At 66.5% G+C, this 20424-nt stretch carries 19 protein-coding genes; 11 read left to right on the top strand and 8 right to left on the bottom strand.

Annotation, left to right across the window (positions count from 1 at the left end):
* Nucleotides 1-2016: Rne/Rng family ribonuclease (locus GJ693_RS06180; protein WP_197041995.1), on the bottom strand; the 2016-nt coding region annotated here is incomplete at its 3' end.
* 478 nt (nucleotides 2017-2494) lie between these two features.
* Here GJ693_RS06180 and GJ693_RS06175 point away from each other — a divergent pair.
* The gene (locus GJ693_RS06175; protein WP_156255453.1) at nucleotides 2495-4699 is read left to right on the top strand and encodes a S9 family peptidase; all 2205 of its coding nucleotides are present in this window, start codon (nucleotides 2495-2497) and stop codon (nucleotides 4697-4699) included.
* A gap of 70 nt (nucleotides 4700-4769) precedes the next feature.
* Here GJ693_RS06175 and rpsD read toward each other — a convergent pair whose 3' ends face one another.
* Nucleotides 4770-5381, bottom strand: a complete 612-nt coding sequence (rpsD, locus tag GJ693_RS06170) for a 30S ribosomal protein S4 (protein WP_156255452.1) — start codon at nucleotides 5379-5381, stop codon at nucleotides 4770-4772.
* 245 nt (nucleotides 5382-5626) lie between these two features.
* On the opposite strand from rpsD, the gene rpoZ reads away from it, so the two are divergent.
* The 6 genes from rpoZ (at nucleotide 5627) to lepB (ending at nucleotide 10938) form a co-directional block, all read left to right on the top strand.
* Nucleotides 5627-5968 carry a DNA-directed RNA polymerase subunit omega gene (rpoZ, locus tag GJ693_RS06165; RefSeq protein WP_017668057.1) on the top strand — a complete coding sequence of 114 codons (342 nt, stop codon included), beginning with the start codon at nucleotides 5627-5629 and terminating at the stop codon, nucleotides 5966-5968.
* Between the two features lie 233 nt (nucleotides 5969-6201).
* Nucleotides 6202-8310: a RelA/SpoT family protein gene (locus GJ693_RS06160; protein ID WP_156255451.1), complete on the top strand. Its 2109-nt coding sequence runs from the start codon at nucleotides 6202-6204 to the stop codon at nucleotides 8308-8310.
* A gap of 60 nt (nucleotides 8311-8370) precedes the next feature.
* Nucleotides 8371-8952 (top strand): orotate phosphoribosyltransferase, encoded by a 582-nt coding sequence (pyrE, locus tag GJ693_RS06155; RefSeq protein ID WP_156255450.1) that lies wholly within the window; start codon nucleotides 8371-8373, stop codon nucleotides 8950-8952.
* Nucleotides 8949-9692 carry a pyridoxine 5'-phosphate synthase gene (locus tag GJ693_RS06150; protein ID WP_156255449.1) on the top strand — a complete coding sequence of 248 codons (744 nt, stop codon included), beginning with the start codon at nucleotides 8949-8951 and terminating at the stop codon, nucleotides 9690-9692. The genes pyrE and GJ693_RS06150 overlap by 4 nt, the downstream gene beginning before the upstream one ends.
* Entirely contained in the window at nucleotides 9689-10117 is a 429-nt protein-coding gene (gene acpS / locus GJ693_RS06145; RefSeq protein ID WP_235902693.1) for a holo-ACP synthase, read from the top strand. Before GJ693_RS06150 ends, acpS begins: the two co-directional genes overlap by 4 nt.
* Entirely contained in the window at nucleotides 10114-10938 is an 825-nt protein-coding gene (lepB, locus tag GJ693_RS06140) for a signal peptidase I (RefSeq protein WP_156255448.1), read from the top strand. The genes acpS and lepB overlap by 4 nt, the downstream gene beginning before the upstream one ends.
* A 15-nt stretch (nucleotides 10939-10953) precedes the next feature.
* Here the strand turns inward: lepB and GJ693_RS06135 are convergent, their stop codons facing one another.
* Both GJ693_RS06135 and rpsU read right to left on the bottom strand, forming a co-directional pair.
* Nucleotides 10954-11457, bottom strand: coding sequence for an FKBP-type peptidyl-prolyl cis-trans isomerase (locus GJ693_RS06135; protein WP_235902691.1), 504 nt, complete (start codon nucleotides 11455-11457; stop codon nucleotides 10954-10956).
* Between the two features lie 114 nt (nucleotides 11458-11571).
* Nucleotides 11572-11778: a 30S ribosomal protein S21 gene (rpsU, locus tag GJ693_RS06130; protein ID WP_156255446.1), complete on the bottom strand. Its 207-nt coding sequence runs from the start codon at nucleotides 11776-11778 to the stop codon at nucleotides 11572-11574.
* A gap of 211 nt (nucleotides 11779-11989) precedes the next feature.
* On the opposite strand from rpsU, the gene GJ693_RS06125 reads away from it, so the two are divergent.
* The 3 genes from GJ693_RS06125 to feoB all read left to right on the top strand — a co-directional run bounded on the left by GJ693_RS06125 (nucleotide 11990) and on the right by feoB (nucleotide 15103).
* Nucleotides 11990-12628 (top strand): COQ9 family protein, encoded by a 639-nt coding sequence (locus GJ693_RS06125; protein ID WP_156255445.1) that lies wholly within the window; start codon nucleotides 11990-11992, stop codon nucleotides 12626-12628.
* Between the two features lie 343 nt (nucleotides 12629-12971).
* Nucleotides 12972-13229, top strand: a complete 258-nt coding sequence (locus GJ693_RS06120) for a FeoA family protein (RefSeq protein WP_156255444.1) — start codon at nucleotides 12972-12974, stop codon at nucleotides 13227-13229.
* On the top strand, nucleotides 13226-15103 hold the full coding sequence (gene feoB, locus GJ693_RS06115) for a ferrous iron transport protein B (RefSeq protein ID WP_235902690.1): 1878 nt from the start codon (nucleotides 13226-13228) through the stop codon (nucleotides 15101-15103). The genes GJ693_RS06120 and feoB overlap by 4 nt, the downstream gene beginning before the upstream one ends.
* A gap of 65 nt (nucleotides 15104-15168) precedes the next feature.
* Here feoB and GJ693_RS06110 read toward each other — a convergent pair whose 3' ends face one another.
* From GJ693_RS06110 to GJ693_RS06100, 3 genes are all read right to left on the bottom strand, one after another.
* Nucleotides 15169-16023, bottom strand: a complete 855-nt coding sequence (locus tag GJ693_RS06110; protein ID WP_197041994.1) for a DUF4394 domain-containing protein — start codon at nucleotides 16021-16023, stop codon at nucleotides 15169-15171.
* A gap of 168 nt (nucleotides 16024-16191) precedes the next feature.
* Nucleotides 16192-17517, bottom strand: a complete 1326-nt coding sequence (locus tag GJ693_RS06105) for an APC family permease (RefSeq protein ID WP_156255442.1) — start codon at nucleotides 17515-17517, stop codon at nucleotides 16192-16194.
* A 45-nt stretch (nucleotides 17518-17562) separates the two neighbouring features.
* Nucleotides 17563-18018 carry a nucleoside deaminase gene (locus tag GJ693_RS06100; protein WP_156255441.1) on the bottom strand — a complete coding sequence of 152 codons (456 nt, stop codon included), beginning with the start codon at nucleotides 18016-18018 and terminating at the stop codon, nucleotides 17563-17565.
* 46 nt (nucleotides 18019-18064) lie between these two features.
* Between GJ693_RS06100 and acs the strand changes: the two genes are divergently transcribed.
* Entirely contained in the window at nucleotides 18065-20023 is a 1959-nt protein-coding gene (gene acs, locus GJ693_RS06095; protein ID WP_156255440.1) for an acetate--CoA ligase, read from the top strand.
* Nucleotides 20024-20204: 181 nt separating this feature from the next.
* On the opposite strand, the gene GJ693_RS16800 is transcribed toward acs, so the two are convergent.
* Nucleotides 20205-20424, bottom strand: a 220-nt coding sequence (locus GJ693_RS16800; protein ID WP_197041993.1) for a hypothetical protein, incomplete at its 5' end; no start/stop codon positions are given.

Below are 20424 nucleotides of genomic sequence, written 5' to 3'. Positions count from 1 at the left end.
GGCCGGCGCGCGATCACTGCCAGCGCGGCGACCGCGGCGGCCACGACGGCGACGCTTGCGGCGGCCGCCATTTTCGCCAGCCTCGGTCGCGCTGTCGCCCGACTCGTCGCCCTGGTCATCGCCCTCATCGCCGGCGTCGTCAGCCGCATTGGCCGCCGCATCCGCGGTGTCGTCGCTCGCTTCTTCGCGGTCATCACCCTTGTCGCGGCCACGGCCATCGCGGCTGCGACGGCGGCGGCGACGGCCATTGCGGCGGCCATCCTCGCCGCGCTCTTCGCGGCCCTCGTCGCCCTCGCCCTCAGCATCGTCACCGTCGTCGGCTTCGGCATCGCTGTCTTCGCTGATCTTCACGATCGGCGGCAGCGCCACCATCTCGACCTTCTTCGACGGCGGCGGGCCGCCTGCATCAATCTCGAAGTTCGGGCCGATCAGGGCGTCATCCGGGCGGGTGACAATGGTCACGCCATAGAGTTCTTCCAGCTCGGCCAGCTCGATGCGCTTGCGGTTGAGCAGATAGACGGCGACTTCCTCGCCGGCGCGCAGCACCAGGTCGCTGTGGCGACCGCGCAGCGCTTCGGCTTCCAGCGCGCGCAGGGCGGCCAGCGCCGCCGACGCGACCGAGCGCACCATACCGGTGCCTTCGCACATCGGGCAGACGTGGGTGGAGGCTTCCAGGATGCCGGTGCGCAGGCGCTGCCGGCTCATTTCCATCAGGCCAAAGCTGGAGATGCGGCCGATCTGCACGCGGGCACGATCGTTCTTCAGCGCCTCCTTCATGGCCTTTTCGACCTTGCGGACGTTGGAGCCATTTTCCATGTCGATGAAATCGATCACCACCAGGCCGGCCATGTCGCGCAGGCGCAGCTGGCGGGCGATCTCGTCGGCGGCTTCCAGATTGGTCTTGGTCGCGGTTTCCTCGATGCCATATTCACGCGTCGAGCGGCCGGAGTTGATGTCGATGGAGACCAGGGCTTCGGTCGGGTTGATGACCAGATAGCCGCCGGACTTCAGCTGCACGACCGGCTGGTACATGGCTTCCAGCTGGTCCTCGACGCCAAAGCGCTGGAACAGCGGCACGCTGCCTTCATATTCCACCACCTTGGGGGCATGGGTCGGCATCAGCATCGACATGAAGCGGTGCGCGGCCTCGAAGCCGGCGCGGCCTTCAACCAGCACCTGGTCGATCTCGCGATTGTAGATGTCGCGGATGGCGCGCTTGATCAGGCCACTGTCTTCATGGATCAGCGCCGGGGCCTGGCTGGCCAGGGTCTTCTCGCGAATTTCGTCCCACAGACGGGTGAGATAATCGAAATCGCGGCGGATATCGGCGGCGCTGCGCTTCAGGCCAGCGGTGCGCACGATGGCGCCCATGCCGTTGGGCAGGTGCAGATCGGCCATCACCTGCTTCAGGCGCTTGCGATCGGCCGGGTTGGAAATCTTGCGCGAAATGCCGCCGCCGTGCGCGGTGTTGGGCATCAGCACGCAATAACGGCCGGCCAGCGACAGATAGGTGGTGAGCGCCGCGCCCTTGGAGCCGCGCTCTTCCTTCACCACCTGGATCAGCATCACCTGGCGGCGGCGGATGACTTCCTGGATCTTGTAACGGCGGCGAAGCGCCATGCGCTTGCGGCGCAGCGCGTCGGTCGGCTCATCATGATGGCCGCCGGTTTCCTGCACCTCGTCATCGCCGTCGCCATCGCCATCTTCGTGGGCATGCTCTTCGGCGGCCAGTTCGGCCTCCTCGCGCAGCAGGGCGTCGCGGTCTTCCTTGGGGATCTGGTAATAGTCGGGGTGGATTTCGCTGAAGGCCAGGAAGCCGTGGCGGTTGCCGCCATATTCAACAAAGGCGGCCTGCAGCGAGGGTTCAACCCGCGTGACCTTGGCCAGATAAATGTTGCCCTTCAGCTGACGCTTGTCAGCCGATTCGAAATCAAATTCCTCGATGCGTTGGCCATTGACCACGGCCACCCGCGTTTCTTCCGGGTGGCGGGCGTCGATGAGCATGCGGTTGGACATGTGAAGTCTCCGTGGCGCTGGTCCCTGTCTCGGCACCCGACAGGCGGGCGGCAACAGGGCGGCGCGGTATGAAAAGGCCGGCAGCATCGGGATGATGGCGCCGGCGGATGCGGGAAATATGGGTGAATTCAGCAGGCGCGGCGGCGTGACCGCTGGCCAGACGGCGCTTGCAGCGCTGCCCTTCCGCCAGTTCGATCAATCCGGTCATCCGCGTCCTTACATGGCTTTTCAGCGGTCGCCCCGGCTTGCATCATGCAAGGCGGCGACCTTGATTTCCCATCCCCGTTCGCGAAACACCGGCCAGCATGTGCGGCGGCAGTGCGAAACAGCGCGGGAAATGACAGTGGGCAAACCACTGCTAACCTCTTGCTAGCAGCCACTTGGCGCAGGAGCAAGGGTGCGGCATTGACGCACGATTGTCATGATGGCCCGGCCAGCGGAAAGGCCAGCGGGCCGGGTCGAACAGGGGGAACAAGGAATGAAGTGCGTGTTGCTGGCCACGGCCCTGCTGGTCGCGGCCCCGGCGCTGGCTCAGACGGCGTCACAGATTGCTCCCCAGCCGCTGACGCTGGAGCGGGTCTTTGCCTCCCCCGCGCTCACCGGCCCACGCCCGCGCGTGCTGAATCTCTCCCCCGATGGCCGGCTGGCGACGCTGCTGAAGAGCCGGGCCAGCGACAAGGACCGGTTTGACCTGTGGGCGGTGGACACCGCCACCGGGCAAAGCCGCATGCTGGTCGATTCGGAGAAACTCGCGAGCGGCGGCGCCCTATCAGAAGCCGAGCGCATGAACCGCGAGCGCCGGCGCATCGCCGACGTGAAGGGCATCACCGATTATGCCTGGGCACCCGATGCCAAACACCTGCTGGTGCCGGTGGAGGGCGATCTGTGGGTGGCGGCGCTGGATGGCAGCGTGACGCGGCTGACCAGCACGCCGGAGACCGAGACCGATGCGCAACTGAGCCCCAAAGGCGGCTTTGCCAGCTTCGTGCGCGACGGCCATCTGTTTGTGCAATCGCTGGCGGGCGGTGCGGCGCGCGAGGTGGCGGGGGAAAACACACCCAAGGTCAGCTGGGGCGTCGCCGAGTTCATCGCGCAGGAAGAGCTCGACCGCTTTGATGGCCATTGGTGGTCGCCGGACGACCGCCGCATCGCCGTGGCGCGGGTCGATGAAAGTCCGGTCAAGCAAGTGACCCGCGCCGCCATCGGCGCCGACGGCACCCGCCTGTTCACCCAGGCCTATCCCGCCGTCGGCACCGCCAATGCCGATGTGTCGCTGTGGCTGGTGAACCCGGACGGGTCGGGCAAGGTGAAGGTCGATCTGGGCCCCAGCAGCGACATCTATATCGCCCGCGTGGCCTGGGCGGTGGACGGCAAGACACTCTATGTCCAGCGCCTGGCGCGCGATCAGCAGCGGCTCGACATCCTGGCCGTCGATCCAGCCACCGGCGCCTCGCGGGTGCTGGCGAGCGAGACAGCGAAGACCTGGATCAATGTCCACGACAGTTTCCGCCCGCTGAAGGACGACAGCATATTGTGGGCGAGCGAGCGTGACGGCTATCGCCACCTCTATCGGCTGGTCGGTGGCAGGGCAGCGCAACTCACCCGCGGCCGCTGGGTGGTGGATGAACTGGTCGGCGTCGATCAGAAGCGCGGCCGGCTGTGGTTCACCGGGTTTGCTGACTCCACGCTGGAAAAGCAGGTCTATGCGCTCGATTACCGCAAGGCGGGCGCGAAGCCGCAGCGCTTGACCGCAACAGGCGGCTGGCATGAAGCGGTGATGGATGATGCCGGCCAGCGTCTGCTGGTCACCAGCACCACCCCCAGCCAACCGCCACAGGTGTGGCTGAGTGACGGGGCTGGCAAGCGCCTCGCCTGGATCGAGGAGAATCGCCTCGACGCCAGCCACCCCTATGCGCCCTATCTCGCCACCCACACGGTGCCGCAGTTCGGCACGCTCACCGCGTCCGATGGCCAGGCGATGGACTGGCGCCTGTTGAAGCCCGCCGGCCCCGGCCCCTTCCCGGTGCTGATGCAAGTCTATGGCGGCCCGCACGCCCATTATGTGACCCGCAAGTTCACTGCGCCGATCGAGCAATATCTGGTGTCGAAGGGCTGGGCGGTGTTCCAGCTCGACAACCGCGGCAGCAATGATCGCGGCATGGCGTTCGAGGCGCCGATCTTCCGCGCCATGGGCGGGGTCGAGGTCCAGGACCAGTTGCAGGCGCTGGCCTGGATCAAGGCGCAACCCTGGGCCGGCAAGGTCGCCGTCAATGGCTGGTCCTATGGCGGCTACATGGTGCTGAAACTGCTGGAAGCCGCGCCGGGCGCCTTTGCCGCCGGCATCGCCGGCGCGCCGGTGACCCGCTGGGAGCTGTATGACACCGCCTATACCGAGCGTTATCTCGGTAATCCCATCACCAACCCGGAGGTCTATGCGAAATCCGGCGCGCTCGGCGAAGCCGCGAAGATCAGCGACCCGCTGCTGCTGATGCACGGCATGGCCGACGACAATGTGGTGTTCGAGAATTCGACCGCGCTGATGACGGCGCTGCAACGGGCGAAGCGGCCGTTTGACCTGATGGTCTATCCCGGTGCCACCCATGCGACGCCGGGCCTCGAAGTCCACACGTGGATCACGCGGCTGAAATTCCTGGGCCGGACGGTGGCGCCGACGGGATTTTAGGCAAGCGCCAGGCACAAATGAAAAGGGCGGCCCTGAGAGCCGCCCTTTCGCATTCCAATCGGCTGAGAGATCAGCGCGAGTAAAACTCGACGACCAGGTTCGGTTCCATCTTCACCGGGTACGGCACTTCGTCCAGCGTCGGCACGCGGACATAGGTGGCCTTGTTGCCATCGACCGAGACATATTCCGGCACGTCACGCTCGGACAGGCCCTGGGCTTCCAGCACCAGCGCCATTTCGCGGGCCTTCGAGCCCAGTTCGACGACGTCGCCCGGCTTCACGCGGGCCGAACCGATGTTGCAGCGCACGCCGTTCAGCCAGATGTGACCATGGTTGACGATCTGGCGGGCGGCGAACACGGTCGGCGCCCACTTGGCGCGATAGATCACCATGTCCAGGCGCTGTTCGAGCAGACCGATGAGGTTCTGCGAGGTATCGCCCTTCATGCGCACCGCTTCGGCATAGACCTTGCGGAACTGCTTCTCGGTGACGTCACCATAATAGCCCTTCAGCTTCTGCTTGGCGCGCAGCTGCAGGCCGAAATCGCTCATCTTGCCCTTGCGGCGCTGTCCGTGCTGGCCGGGGCCGTATTCGCGCTTGTTGACCGGGCTCTTCGGACGACCCCAGATATTCTCGCCCATGCGGCGATCAAGCTTGTACTTCGCGTTCGAACGCTTCGACATGTTTCACCTTGCTTGTCACGGACCGCCGGGATTGGCGGGCCTTCCCGGTCTCGCCAAACCGACCTGTTGCCGGAGTGGGCCGCCGCTTCACCGGGGTGCGGGGCCAGATGCGAAGCGGGTCCGTTAGGGGGGCGGGCCGGCAGAGTCAAGCCGCTCCACGATGGTGAAAGGCCAATTTCCTTGACTTTGCGGCCCCGAATCGTCAGGGGGAGCCATTCCCACACCATCATTGCTGGAGCCATTTCATGGCACGCGTCACTGTCGAAGATTGCGTTGACAAGGTCCCCAACCGGTTTGACCTGGTGCTGCTGGCCGCCCATCGCGCCCGCAACATCTCGTCTGGTTCCGAACTGACCATCGACCGCGACCGCGACAAGAATCCGGTCGTGGCGCTGCGCGAGATCGCCGAAGAGACGATCCGCCCGGCCGACCTCAAGGAAACCATGGTGCAGGGCATGCAGCGCGTGCAGGCCGAGGATGACGACACGCCGGACGTGATCGGCTCGCTGTCGGCCTCCGCTGAAGCCTTGCGCATCACGGCTGCGCAGCCGCCGCGGAACCAGAACATGGGTGGTGATTACGAGTAAGGCGGCCCAAAGTAGCGGAGCTATTTTGAGACTCGCCGCACTCCGGCCGGCGACCAAAAAAGGCGACCTTCGGGTCGCCTTTTTCGTGTGTCGTCCGACAGCGTGCCTCCGCCACGCACTTTCTTCCTTCTGCCTTTACCTCAGAAGCGGACTCGGCGGCTCCGCCGCCGGCCGCGTAAATTGCGCTCACCCAGGGTTGTACTAACCTCCAATCCCCCCCAAGATAGTCGGCTATGCTGCGCCAGTATGAATTGGTGGAACGGGTCAAGGCCTATGATCCGGATGCGGATGAGGATCTGCTCAACCGCGCGTACGTGTTTTCGGTGAAGGCCCACGGCAGCCAGCTGCGCGCCAGTGGTGACCCTTATTTCAGCCACCCGATCGAGGTGGCCGGCATCCTCACCGACCTGCAACTCGACGACAAGACCATCGCGACGGCCATCCTGCACGACACCATCGAGGACACGGTGGCGACGCAGGAACAGATCGACCGGCTGTTCGGGCCTGATGTGGGCCGGCTGGTCGATGGCGTCACCAAGCTGTCAAAGATCGAGACGCAGACCGAGAGCGAGCGCCAGGCGGAGAATCTGCGCAAGTTCCTGCTGGCGATGTCCACCGATATCCGCGTGTTGCTGGTCAAGCTGGCGGACCGGCTGCACAACATGCGCACGCTCTATCATATCCCCAAGGAGGAAAAGCGCCGCCGCATCGCCCGCGAGACCATGGACATCTATGCCCCGCTGGCTGAGCGGATCGGCATGTATGGCTTCATGGAGGAGATGCAGGAGCTGGCGTTCAGCCACCTGGAGCCTGAAGCCTGCGAGATGATCAGCCAGCGCATGGCGCGGCTGCGCGACACGACCGGCGCAAACGTCCACCGCATCACCGGTGCGCTGGAAAGCCTGCTGGCCTCCAAGGGTATTGCCGCCAGCGTCACCGGCCGCGAAAAGCGCCCCTACTCAATCTGGCGCAAGATGGCGGCGCGGCAGATGAGTTTCGAGCAATTGTCGGACGTGATGGCATTCAGGGTGATCGTTGACGACGTCAATGACTGTTACCGGGCACTCGGTATCGTGCATGGCCGCTGGCCGATGGTGCCGGGCCGTTTCAAGGATTTCATCTCCACGCCCAAGTCCAACGGCTATCGCTCGCTGCACACGTCGGTGTTGCTCAGCGGTGAGGCCGCGCGCATCGAAGTGCAGATCCGCACCAGGCTGATGCACGAGGAGGCCGAGTATGGCGTCGCCGCGCACTGGGCCTACAAGCTGGGCAGCGACGGCGCCCCGGCGCGCGAGGCCTATCCCTGGATCGAGGACCTGCTCGACGTGCTGCAGGACGCGGCCAGCCCGGAGGAACTGCTCGAGAATGCCCGGCTGGCGATGTTCCAGGATCAGGTGTTCGTCTTCACCCCCAAGGGCGAACTCTACCAGCTGCCGCGCGATGCGACGCCGGTGGACTTTGCCTATGCCGTGCACAGCGACCTGGGGGACAGTTGCGTGGGCGCCAAGGTCAACGGCCGCGCCGTGCCGCTGCGCACCCGGCTGGTCAACGGCGATCAGGTCGAAATATTGAAGGGCAAGGTGAAATCGCCGGATCCGGCCTGGGAGGCGTTCGTCGCCAGCGCCAAGGCCCGTGCCGCCATCCGCCGCCATGTTCGCCACAAGCGCCGCGAGGAACTGCTGGCGATGGGCGCCAAGTTGCTCGACGCCGTGGCGGGCCGGCTGAAGGTGCCGCTGGACGACGAGATCATGGGCCCGGCGCTGGGCCGGCTGAAGCTGCACGATCGCGCCGCCCTGATGCTGGCGATGGCCGAGAACCGCCTGTCGGATGATCAGGTGACCGAAGCGCTGGTGCCGGGCGCTTCGACCCGGCCAGCGCGGCCGCGCGGCGCAAAGGCCAAGGCAGCGGCGAGCATCTCGATCGAAGGGCTGACGCCCGGCGTCGGCTTCCTGCTCTGCGATCATTGCCGGCCGGTGCCGGGCGATCGCATCGTCGGCATCCGCCACCCGGATGGGCCGATTTCGGTGCATGTCATCGATTGCGACCATCTGGCCGATGAAAGCGGCGAGTGGCTGGACGTGAAATGGGGCGCCGAAACAGCTGGTGCTGCCGCTCGCATCGCGGTCGTCGTCCACAACCAGCCTGGTGCGCTGGCCAGCCTGGCCGCCAGCATCGCCGCCCACAATGCCAATATCGTCGGCCTGGCGCTGAAGCACCGCGATCGCGAGTTCCACACCGACATCATCGACATCGAGGTGGAAAGCGTGGCGCATCTCGCCACCATCCTGGGCGGACTGCGCCAGGTAAAGGCCGTGGTGTCGGCCGACAGGGTGCGGTTGTAAGGCCGCTTGCGCGCGCGACATGGCGCTGCCAAGGCGTGCGCGCGATCTGGAGAGACAAGGATGACCGACGACGACGTGCTGGCCGAATTCCGCGCTGCCGAGGCGCTGCTGGAGGGCCATTTCATCCTGTCGTCAGGCCTGCGGTCCCCGCGTTACCTGCAATGCGCGCGCGTGCTGATGAGCCCGGCCCGCGCCGAACGGCTGGCCGTGGCGCTGGCAGCCAAGATTCCGGCCGCGGTGAAGGCCAAGGTGACCGCGGTGATCGCGCCGGCCATGGGCGGGCTGATCTGCGGTTATGAACTGGCCCGCGCCCTGGCTGTTGATTCGATGTTCGTCGAACGCCCCACCGGCACCTTCGAACTGCGCCGCGGCTTCCGGTTGAGCGCCGGCCAGCCGGTGCTGTTGATGGAAGACGTCGTCACCACCGGGCTGTCGAGCCGCGAAGCCATCGCCGCGGTGGAAGCGGCTGGCGGCCGGGTGATCCATGCGGCGTCGCTGGTCGATCGCTCCAATGGCAAGGCCGATCTCGGCGTGCCCTTCACCCCGCTGATCCGACTCGACGTGCCGACCTATCAGCCCGATGCCCTGCCGCCCGAACTGGAAGCGATTCCGGCGGTGAAGCCGGGGAGCCGCGCGGCGTGAGCCAGCGCCCCAGCCATCTCAGATTGGGCGTCAACATCGATCATGTCGCCACCATCCGCAATGCGCGCGGCGGGGTGCATCCCTGCCCGCTGCGGGCCGCCGAAATGGCGGCGGCGGCCGGCGCCGATGGCATCACCATCCACCTGCGCGAAGACCGCCGCCACATCACCGACGATGATCTGACCCGGCTGTCAGGCGCCATCGCCCTGCCGATCAACCTCGAAATGGCGGCGACCGACGAGATGCTGGCCATTGCGCTGGCGCACAAGCCGCACGCCGCCTGCATCGTGCCGGAACGCCGGGCCGAGCGCACCACCGAAGGCGGGCTGGACGCTGCTGGCCAGCACAACAGCCTGCAGCCGATCATCGCCCGCCTGAAGGACGTCGGCATCCGCGTATCGCTGTTCATCGCGCCGGAGGAACGCCAGCTGGAGGCCGCCGCCCGGCTTGGCGCGCCGGTGGTCGAACTGCACACTGGCCCCTATGCCCATGCCTTCGATGATGGCGATGCCGCGGCCGAGCTGGCGCGGCTGGCCCGCGCGGCCGAATTTGGCGCGGCGCTGGGCCTCGAACTCCACGCCGGCCACGGCCTAACTTATGCCAATGTCGGCCCGGTCGCCGCCCTGCCGCAGCTGGCCGAGCTCAACATCGGCCATTTCCTGATCGGCGAGGCGGTGTTCGTCGGCCTCGATGCCGCCATCCGCCGCATGCGCGCCTGCATGGATGAGGCCAGGTCTTGAGCGTGCTGGTGCCACCCGGCCTGGCGCTGATCGGCCTGGGATCAGACCTGTGCAACATCGAGCGCATCGCCAGCAGCATCGAGCGCTTTGGCGACCGCTTCATCAATCGCATCTTCACCGATATCGAACAGGCCAAGGCCAACCGCCGCGAGCTGACCCGCGCCGCCACCTTCGCCAAGCGTTTTGCCGCCAAGGAGGCTTGCGCCAAGGCGCTGGGCACCGGTTTTCGCCACGGCGTGTTCTGGCGCGACATGGGCGTCGTCAACCTGCCGTCAGGCCAGCCGACGCTGCAGCTTTCCGGTGGTGCTGCAGCAAGGCTGGCGCAAATCACGCCTGCGGGGCATAAGGCCGCGATTCATCTGACGATGACCGACGACCATCCCTGGGCGCAGGCCATCGTGCTGATCACCGTGAGTATCGCATGACCGAAGGAAGCAGCGCCGCCGTGGCCAAGAAGAAGATCAACTGGGCCGAAGAGGCCTGGCAGCTGTTCCTGCTGGCGCTGGCGGTGCTGGCCGTCCACACCGCGGTGGCCAAGCCCTTCTATATCCCGTCGGCCTCGATGCTGCCGGGCCTGCTCATCGGTGACCGGCTGATCGTGTCGAAATATCCCTATGGCTATTCCTATCTGTCGCCATCGCTGAACGTGCTGCCCAAGATGCAGGGCCGGCTGTTCGGCAGCCTGCCGGAGCGCGGGGACATCGTCGTGCTGAAGTCACCGATCGCCCAGGATGACTGGATCAAGCGCGTCATCGGCCTGCCCGGCGACACGGTGCAGATGAAGGATGGCCAGCTGTGGCTGAACGGCCAACCGGTGCCCAAGGTGAAGGTGGCCGATACGGTGCTGAAAGTGTCGCCCAACAGCGACTGCAACACCATGTATGACGTGCAATATCGGGTGGTGACCCCGGAGGGCGCGGCCGAGTGCCATCTGCCCACCTATCGCGAGACGCTGCCCGGCGGCCGCACCTATCTCACGCTCGATCTCGCCACGGTGCCGCAGGACAACACCGAGCCGGTGATCGTGCCCGAAGGCCATGTTTTCCTGATGGGCGACAACCGCGACAATTCGGAAGACAGCCGCTTTGCTCCGGAAATCGGCGGCCTCGGCCTGTTGCCGGTCGAAAATCTCGTCGGCCGCGCCGAATTCACCACCTTCAGCCTGGATGGTTCGACCAGCTTCAACCCGGTGACCTGGGTGACCGCGCTGCGCGACCGCTGGTTCCTGTCCCTGCGCAGCAACTGAAGCTGAAACCGGTGCTTACTGCGCCGGCTTCACCGCCAGCAGTTCGATATCGAATTCCAGCACCGCACCCGGCGGGATCACGCCGCCGGCGCCCTGCGCGCCATAGGCAAGCTGCGGCGGCACAACGAAATGATATTTGGAGCCGACCGGCATCAGCTGCACGCCTTCGGTCCAGCCGGGGATGACCTGATCAAGCGGGAAAGCGGCGGGCTGGCCGCGCTGGTAGCTGGAATCAAACACCGTGCCGTCGACCAGCCGGCCCTCATAATGCACCAGCACCGTGTCCTTCGCCGCCGGCTTCGGGCCCTGGCCAGCACGGATCACATTATATTGCAGGCCCGACGCGGTGGTGACGACGCCCGGCTTGTCCTTGTTCTGGGCCAGATATTTCATGTCAGCCGTGCGCACCGCGGCGACTTGGCTCTGGGTGCCGGTATAGACCAGCAGGCCAACCACGCCGATCACCACGGCGCCCGCCGCCAGCCACTTGCCGATGCCGACGCCGCCCGCGCTGTTCATTGCCTGACCTGACATATCTGCCTCGAAACCGGAAAAAACTGCGGCCTAAATGGCGGGGGCCGGGCAGAGGGTCAACCCTGCCCGGCCCCCGGCCTCGATCACGGTGCAGACGGCTTACTTGACGCCGTCACGTTCCATGCGCTTGCGCTCCATCTTGCGGGCGCGGCGCACGGCGGCGGCCTTTTCACGGGCACGCTTTTCGCTCGGCTTCTCGTAATGACGGCGCAGCTTCATTTCGCGGTAGACGCCTTCACGCTGCAGCTTCTTCTTCAGGGCGCGAAGGGCCTGATCGACGTTGTTGTCGCGAACCACGATTTGCATGGGCTGCCGTCACTCCATTTCGTTCGGGGGCGCTGGCCCCATTTGTTGGGTTGTCTTCAAGAAATACGGATGCTCACCGAGTCGCCCCGGTGACAGAGGCGTGGCCGATAGCAGAAGCCCTTCAGCGCGGCAAGGGCTACACCGGCAGGGACTAGCCCCGCGACGCAATATCGGCTGTGAACCGGGGCCGGCGCACGCTATGAGAGCGATCATGACGCAGGATATCCCGCTCGCCGAACTGGCCCCCCGCCTGGTGGAGGCCATGCTGCCGCACGTGCCGTTTGACGGCTGGAGCAGCCGCGCCCTGGCCGCTGCCGCGCGGGACAGCGGCATTGATCCCGATATCGCCGCCCTCGCCCTGCCCGACGTCGAGGCGATGCTGACGGTCTGGACGACGGCCGTGAACGCAAAAATGGCCGAAGCCATGGCCAACAGCCACAATATGAAGATCCGCGACCGCATCCGCATGGCACTGGTGACCCGGCTGGAACAGGGCGACCGTGAAGTCACCCGCCGCGCACTCAATCTGTTGGCGCAGCCGCAACACGCCGCGCTGTCGACAAAGCTGCTGTGGCAGGCCGCCGATGCGATGTGGCGCGCTGCCGGCGACACCGCCACCGACTATAATCACTATACCAAGCGGCTGATCCTCTCCGGCATCTATTCCGCCACGCTGCTGCATTGGACGCAGGATGATTCGGACGATTTCGCCGCCACCCGTGCCTTCATCGATCGCCGCATCGACGGCGTGATGCGCTTTGAAAAGGCCAAGGCGAAGCTGACCGGCATGATGGGCAAGCTGCCCGATCCGGCCCGCTTCCTCGGCCGCCTGCGCTACCCGGCAGTCTAGGGTCAGGACCTATTGATTTCATGTCCCGTCATTGCCCGTTCCAGCCAAATGGCTAGGCGCGGGCACGCAGGCGGGGCTTCGCCCCCCGGCAAGTGACCGCAACGACGCCATTTGGCTGCAACGGGCAACCCGAAGGGCGACCCGGAGAAGCCCGGCACAGTGCTCGCTTCGCTTGGACGCACCCTTCGGGGTGCGCCACTGCGCTCCCTCACTCGTGCCGGGCTTCTCCGGGCCGTGCCGGGACAGGAAATCAATAGGTCCTGACCCTGAGGACATTTGCCGGTAGCATCGCCCGGCAATAGTTGATAACGGTTCGCAACATCATTGCGACCGGACCCCCCGCTTGACCTTTTTCGCCTCTCACCGCCCGATCGACGCGCTGGCCGTGGGCGAGATCGCCCTGATTGCCGCCATCGATCGCGCCGGGCTGGATCCGGCCACGGCGCAGCGCCTTTGCGAGCTGGGCTTTGACGAAGGCGTGGACGTGGAGATCGTCCACCGCGCGCCGTTCGGCGGCGATCCGCTGGCGGTGCGTGTGGGCAACATGGTGGTGGCGCTGCGCCGCGAGATGGCCCGGCTGATCGAGGTGGAAGCGGCGTGAACGCCCCCGCCGCCAATCTGCCCCCGGTCAGCGCCCGCCAGCCGGTGGTGGCGCTCGTCGGCAATCCCAATGCCGGCAAGACCAGCCTGTTCAATGCCTTGACAGGCAGCCGACAGAAGGTCGGCAACTATCCTGGCGTCACCGTGGAGCGCAAGGCCGGCCGCCTCGCCCTGCCCGATGGCCGGGTGGCGGAACTGGTCGATCTGCCCGGCACCTACAGCCTCACCCCGCGCTCGCCCGACGAGGCGGTGACCCGTGATGCCATCTTCGGGCGCATGGTGGGCGAAAAGCGCCTGGATGCGATCGTGGCGGTGGTGGATGCCACCAATCTGCGCAATCACCTGCGCTTCGTGCTGGAACTGAAGGCGCTCGGCCTGCCGCTGATTGTCGCGCTGAACATGGTTGATCTGGCGGCGCGCGACGGCATCCAGATCGATTCGGCTCGGCTGGCCGATCTGCTTGGCTTGCCCGTGGTCGAAACGGTTGCGGTGCGCCGCAAGGGCCTTGATGCGTTGGGCGCCGCGCTTTCGGCCCGCATCGGCGACGCGCCGCTGACGCCGCCCGAAGAGCGCGGCAGCGATGTGCGCGCCTTGCAGAAACAGGCGCGCCAGTTGGCGGCAACGGTGGAAACCAGCGTCGGCAGCGCCAAGGCCTGGTCCCAGCGCATCGACCGCGTCGCGCTGCACCCGGTCGTCGGGCCGCTGTTGCTGGCCCTGGTGCTGTTCTTCATGTTCCAGGCGGTGTTCAGCTGGGCGGAAGCGCCGATGGGCTGGATCGAATCCGGTGTGGCGGCGCTGCAGGCCGAACTGGCAGCGACCTTGCCGCAAGGCTGGTTCCTGTCGCTGCTCAATGATGGCGTGCTCGCCGGCGTCGGCGCGGTGGTGGTGTTCCTGCCGCAGATCCTGATCCTGTTCCTGTTCATCCTCACGCTGGAGCAGACCGGTTACATGACCCGCGCCGCCTTCCTGATGGACCGGCTGATGGCGCGTGTCGGCCTCAACGGCCGCGCCTTCATTCCGCTGCTCTCCAGCTTTGCCTGCGCCGTGCCCGGCATCATGGCGACGCGAACCATCGACAGCCCACGCGACCGCCTGACCACCATCCTGATCGCCCCGTTGATGACCTGTTCGGCGCGGCTGCCGGTCTATGCCGTGGTGATCGGCGCCTTCATCCCGGCCCGCGATGTCGGCCCGTTCGGCTTGCAGGGCCTGGTGCTGTTCGCGCTCTATCTCGCCGGTATCCTGGGCGCGCTGGTGGCGGCCTTTGCCCTGCGCCGCACGGTGACCAAGGGCGCCGCGCCGCCGTTCCTGATGGAAATGCCCAAATATCAGCTGCCGGCGCTGCGTGACGTGATGCTCGGCCTCTATGGCCGGGTGACAGCCTTCCTGCAGCGGGCCGGCACCATCATCCTGGCTTCCACCATCGTGCTGTGGGCCATGGCCAGCTGGCCGCAACCGCCCGTTGGCGGCACCAAGCCCCCGATCGAGTACAGCCTTGCCGGCAAGATCGGCGCCGCGCTGGAACCGATCTTCGCGCCCATCGGCTTCAACAAGGAAATCGCCATCGCGCTGGTGCCCGGCATGGCGGCGCGCGAAGTCGCCGTTTCGGCGCTGGGCACCGTCTATGCCCTCAACGATGTCTCTGAAGACAATGCCGGCAGCCTGATCGAACGGCTGCGCGGCGCCTGGCCGCTGCCCACGGCGCTGGCCTTCCTGGCCTGGTTTGTGTTCGCGCCGCAATGCATCTCGACGCTGGCCATCACCCGCCGCGAAACCGCCAGCTGGCGCTGGCCGATCTTCATGTTCAGCTATCTGTTTGCCGCCGCCTATGTGGCCGCCGGCCTCACCTTCCACATCGCCAGCGCGTTGCTCTGAAAGAAAACTGGCCGGCAGCCCACGGGGGGCGGCTGCTGCCGGCCAGACGAACCGCGGCAGGGAACTTAGGCCGCGGCGCGTTCGGGTTGACGACGGTGACGGCGCTGGGCCGCACCCACTAGGCCAAAGCCGGCAATCAGCAGCGCCCAGCTCTGCGGTTCCGGCACGGCGCCGGCGGCGAGGCCGACCAGCCCACCGGCGCCGATGCCGCCCAGCAGGGTCGGCGCGCCGGTCTCCAGGTTGATGCGATACAGGTCGCTGCCAAAGTTGAAATAACCCAGCCCGGTGTTGGCCGAGATGTCGAAGCCCAACGCCTGGGCGTTGTCGAGCGCCAGACCAAGCGACTGATAGGCCGTGCCGGTCAACCCGAAGTTGACATAGGTGCCGGCGTTGGCGTTGGTCGACCGCACCAGGGCGCCCGTGCGGGCATCGATGCCGTACAGCCGGGTGGTGGTCGCACCGGCAACGCTGTTGGTATAGGCGACACCGAGCAGATCGATCTGCGGCGCGCCGTTCAGGGTCAACGAACCATCGACGATGGTGCCGAGCGGCGCGGCATTGGGATTGAGCCGCAGATTCTGGTTGGCATCGCTCACCACCCGGATGCGATCGACCGTCGGGTTGAAATCAAAGCCATAGCTGGAGCCGGTGAGCGACGTGGAAACCGCGCCCAGATTGGTGGCGACATAGCTGGTTGGCGTCTGCGTGAGGCGATAGACATTGCCGCTGCTGCCAATGGCATAGAGCAGCTTGTCGACCGGCCGGCGATCGATGCCGAGCAGGCGGTCGCCTGCGGCCAGCCCGGTGATGGCGCGATCGGAGATGGTGGTGCCCGGCGCCGCCGAGGTGAAGGTGACAATGCGGTTGCTGGCGGTGAGGCCATAGATGGTATCGGCTTGCGCCATGGCCGGCGCCAGCATGGCAGCCGCCAGCAAGGCCGCGCGCAAGCGGCCAGCGTGAAATATTGGCATATGTGTCCCTCTCTGGTCCGCCCGGTTGGACCCCGGACGGGTCGCGTTCCCGAGAAAGGTTACGCAACCAGATCGCCCGCCGATGCAGGCCGTCAAAAGAATCGTAAACTCAGGCCATTATGTCGCAGTGCGGCGGCTGAGCAGCACCCGCACGCCAAGGCCCAGCGCCAGCATGCCGAAACTGATGGCGCAGCCCTTCAGGCCCACATAGCGCACCGAGCTTTGCAGCACGAACAGGCAGCCGGCGGAGAAGGCCAGTGGCACCAGCGGATAAAGCGGCACCTTGAACGGTCGTTCAACATCTGGGTGGCGGCGGCGCAGGATGATCAGCGCCGGACCGGTTAGGGACAGGAACAGCCAGAACACCGGCGACAGGAAGTCCACCATCTGGGCAAAGCCGGTGGAGAGCGAGCCCCAGGCCACCAGGCACAGCGAGACGGCGCACTGCACCCAGATCGCCCGACGCGGCACGCCGGCCACTTCGTCCCACGCCGCCAGCCGGCCGAGCGCCGGTTCATCGCCGGCCACGGCATAAAGCGTGCGGCCGCCGACGATGACCAGCGCATTGACGATGGCGAGCGCCGCGATGGCGACGAAGATCACCATGGCCAATTGACCGACCGGGCCAAAGGCGATGGCCATCAATTGCGCGGCGGGCGCGGCGCTTGCTGCCAGACCGGCGCCGCCAAGGCCGGTGAGATAGGCCCAGTTGGCCAGCAGGTAGAGTGCGGTGACCAGCCCCATGCCGCCGACCAGCGCCAGGGTCATGTCGCGTGGGCGGCGCACTTCGGCGGACAGGGTGGCGGCATCGTTGAAGCCGCCAAAGGCCAGCATGACGAACACCATCGCCTGCCCGAACGCCGCCGCCCCAAAGGACTGCGGCGCCGGTGTTGGCGTCAGTGGTGGGGTGCCGGCCGCGATCAGGCTGGCTGCGGCCAGGCCCAGCACCAGCAGCGCCAGCACATCGGCCGTCACCAGCACGATCTGCCCGCCGGTGGAGCGCTTCACCCCGGCCAGGTTCAGCCCGGTGAGCACGATGATCGCCAGCGCCGCCACCCCGCCGCGCGCCAGGCCCGACAGGGGCAGCAATTCGGCCAGATAGTCGGCCGCCACGAAGGCCAGCATCGCCGCCGAGGCCGAAAAGATCACCGCAAAGCGCGACCAGGCAAACAGGAAACCGACCAGGGGCCCATAGGCGAGGCGCAGGAAGCGATAATCGCCGCCGGGATGCGGGAAGGCGTTGGACAATTCGGCATAGACCAGCGCCCCGCACAGCGCGAACAGCCCGCCCAGCGCCCAGGCCAGCAGCACCAGCGCATCATTGCCCAGGTTAGCCGCGACCAGGCTGGCCGACCGGAAGATGCCAGCCCCCACCACCATGCCCACCACGACAGACGCCGCCGCGAACGGCCCAAGCACACGGCGGGGAGCAGAATTGGTCATGGCTGCACCGTGGCCGACTGCGCCGTGGGCGACAAGTGGGCGGGCTCAGCGCTTGCTGGCAAAAAACGCCTTCAGCAGCACTGCCGCCTGCGGCTCGGCCACGCCGGCAATCACCTCCGGCCGGTGGTGCGCCTGGGGGTGGCTGAACACCCGGGCGCCATGCTCGACGCCGCCCGATTTGGGATCGGACGCACCATAGACCAGCCGTTCCACCCGTGCCGCCGAAATGGCAGCGGCGCACATGGCGCAGGGCTCCAGCGTCACGGTCAGCGTGCAGCCGATCAGCCGTTCGGCTTGCAACGCTTCGCAGGCGGCGCGGATGGCGAGCATTTCGGCATGGGCGGTGGGATCGGTCTGTTCACGGGTGCGATTGCCGGCGCGGGCAAGCAGCTGGCCTGCCGCATCGGTGATCACCGCGCCCACCGGCACCTCGCCGCGCGCCGCCGCCGCGCGGGCTTCGTCGAGCGCCCATGCCATCGCTTTGGAGGGGGGAAAGGCCATCTGCACCCTCTAGCGGCAAGCGGCGCTGCGGCCTAGTCTTGGCGCCATGAGCGACACCATGCACCCCGTCACCGCCGAGGCCCTCGCCATCACCCGCACCACGGCCGAGCAATATCACGCGCTTTATGCCCAGAGCCTGGCTGATCCCGATGATTTCTGGCGCAGCCAGATTGGTCGGCTGGGCTGGTACACGGCACCCACGGTGATGGGCAACTGGTCGTGGGACCCGGTCGCCATCAAATGGTTCGAGGACGGGATCATCAACGCCAGCTGGAACTGCCTCGACCGCTGGGCCGACAAGGACCCGAAACGCATCGCCATCATCTGGGAGGCCGATGATCCCAAGGCCAAGGGGCGCCGCATCAGCTATGGCGAACTGCGGGACGAGGTGGCGCGCATGGCCAATGCGCTGGTGGCGCTTGGTGTCGACAAGGGCGACCGAGTCACCATCTACATGCCGATGATCCCGGAAGCCGCAATGGCCATGCTGGCCTGCGCCCGCATCGGCGCCGTCCATTCCGTGGTGTTCGGCGGCTTTTCCGCTGAGAGCCTCGCCGGCCGCATCGAGGACGCACAGAGCAAGTTCATCATCACCACCGACGAAGGCCGCCGCGGCGGCAAGCCGATCCCGCTGAAGGCCATTGCCGACGAGGCGTGCGACAAGGCCGAAGCGGCTGGCGTGAATGTCGAAGCGATGTTGGTGATCCGCCACACCGGCGGCGCCGTCTCCATGGTCGAAGACCGCGACCACTGGTGGCACGACATCCGCGAAGAGGTGCCGGCCACTTGCACACCGGAACCGATGAACGCCGAAGACCCGCTGTTCATCCTCTACACCAGCGGCTCCACCGGCAAGCCCAAGGGCGTGCTGCATTCGACCGCCGGCTACCTGCTGTGGGCCAATCTGACCTTTGAAACCGTGTTCGATTACCGGGCCGGCGAGATCTTCTGGTGCACCGCCGATGTCGGCTGGGTCACCGGCCACAGCTACATTGTCTACGGCCCGCTCTCGGCCGGAGCGACGGTGTTGATGTTCGAAGGCATCCCCAGCTACCCGGCCAACGACCGCTTCTGGCAGGTGATCGACAAGCACAAGGTCAACATCTTCTACACCGCGCCCACCGCCCTGCGGGCCATCATGCGCGACGGCGACGAGCCGGTGAACCGGCACGATCTCTCCTCGCTGCGACTGCTCGGCACGGTGGGTGAACCGATCAACCCGGAAGCCTGGAACTGGTATCACCGCGTCGTCGGCAAGGGCCGCCTGCCCATCGTCGACACCTGGTGGCAGACCGAAACCGGCGGCGCCCTGATCACGCCGCTGCCCGGCGCCACCCCGCTCAAGGCCGGCAGCGCCAGCTGGCCGTTCTTCGGCATCGAGCCGGCGCTGGTCGAAGCCGATGGCACCATCATCCCGTGGGAAGCGGGCACCGAAATCAGCGGCAACCTCGTGCTGCTCCGTTCCTGGCCCGGCCAGGCCCGCACCGTGTTTGGCGATCACGAACGCTTCACACAGACCTATTTCACCACCTACCGCGGCCGCTATTTCACCGGCGACGGCGCCCGCCGCGATGCTGACGGCTATTGGTGGATCACCGGCCGGGTGGACGATGTCATCAACGTCTCCGGCCACCGCATGGGCACCGCCGAAGTCGAATCCGCCCTCGTCGCCCACCCCGATGTCGCCGAAGCCGCCGTCGTCGGCTTCCCGCACGACGTCAAGGGCCAGGGCATCTATGCCTATGTCACCCTCAACGCCGGCGTCGCCGCTTCACCCGAACTCGTCGCCGCGCTGAAAGCCACCGTGCGCAGCGAGATCGGCGGCATCGCCATCCCCGATCACATCCACCTCACCCCCGCCCTGCCCAAGACCCGCAGCGGCAAGATCATGCGCCGCATCCTCAGGAAGATCGCGGAGAACGAGTTCGGCGCGCTGGGCGACACATCGACCTTGGCCGATCCATCGGTGGTCGATGCGCTGATCGGGGGGCGGTTGAATCGGTAAAGCAAGGGGGCCTCCGGCGGGCAGGGACGCAGTCCCTGCACCCGTTCAATTTTGTGCGCGCTGGTAAATCAACTAGAGCCTGCGGCGCTGCCACTTGAATTTGAGGGCAGACCAAAAACGAAAGTGGATGCAGGGCCTCAGGCCCTGCCCGCCGGAGGCCACTTCCTTGGATCTATAACACCTACAACGCCCCCCACCCCGCCAACAGCGCCGCGGCGCCATCGGCGGCGAGCACATCTGGGGTGGTGAGATAATTGTCGACGGCCAGCGTGCCGATTCCGTGGACGAGGGCCCAGATGATCTGGCCAGCGTCGCCTGCGCTCACGCCGTGCAGGCGGCCGGCGGCGGCCAGTTCGGCGAGCATGGCGGCGAGGCTGGTGGTGGGCCGGGCGGCGGCGGCG

It is taken from the genome of Sandarakinorhabdus oryzae (assembly GCF_009733735.1).
In the GTDB taxonomy this organism is placed as follows: domain Bacteria; phylum Pseudomonadota; class Alphaproteobacteria; order Sphingomonadales; family Sphingomonadaceae; genus Sandarakinorhabdus; species Sandarakinorhabdus oryzae.
This window is presented reverse-complemented; position numbering and strand designations above follow the sequence as displayed.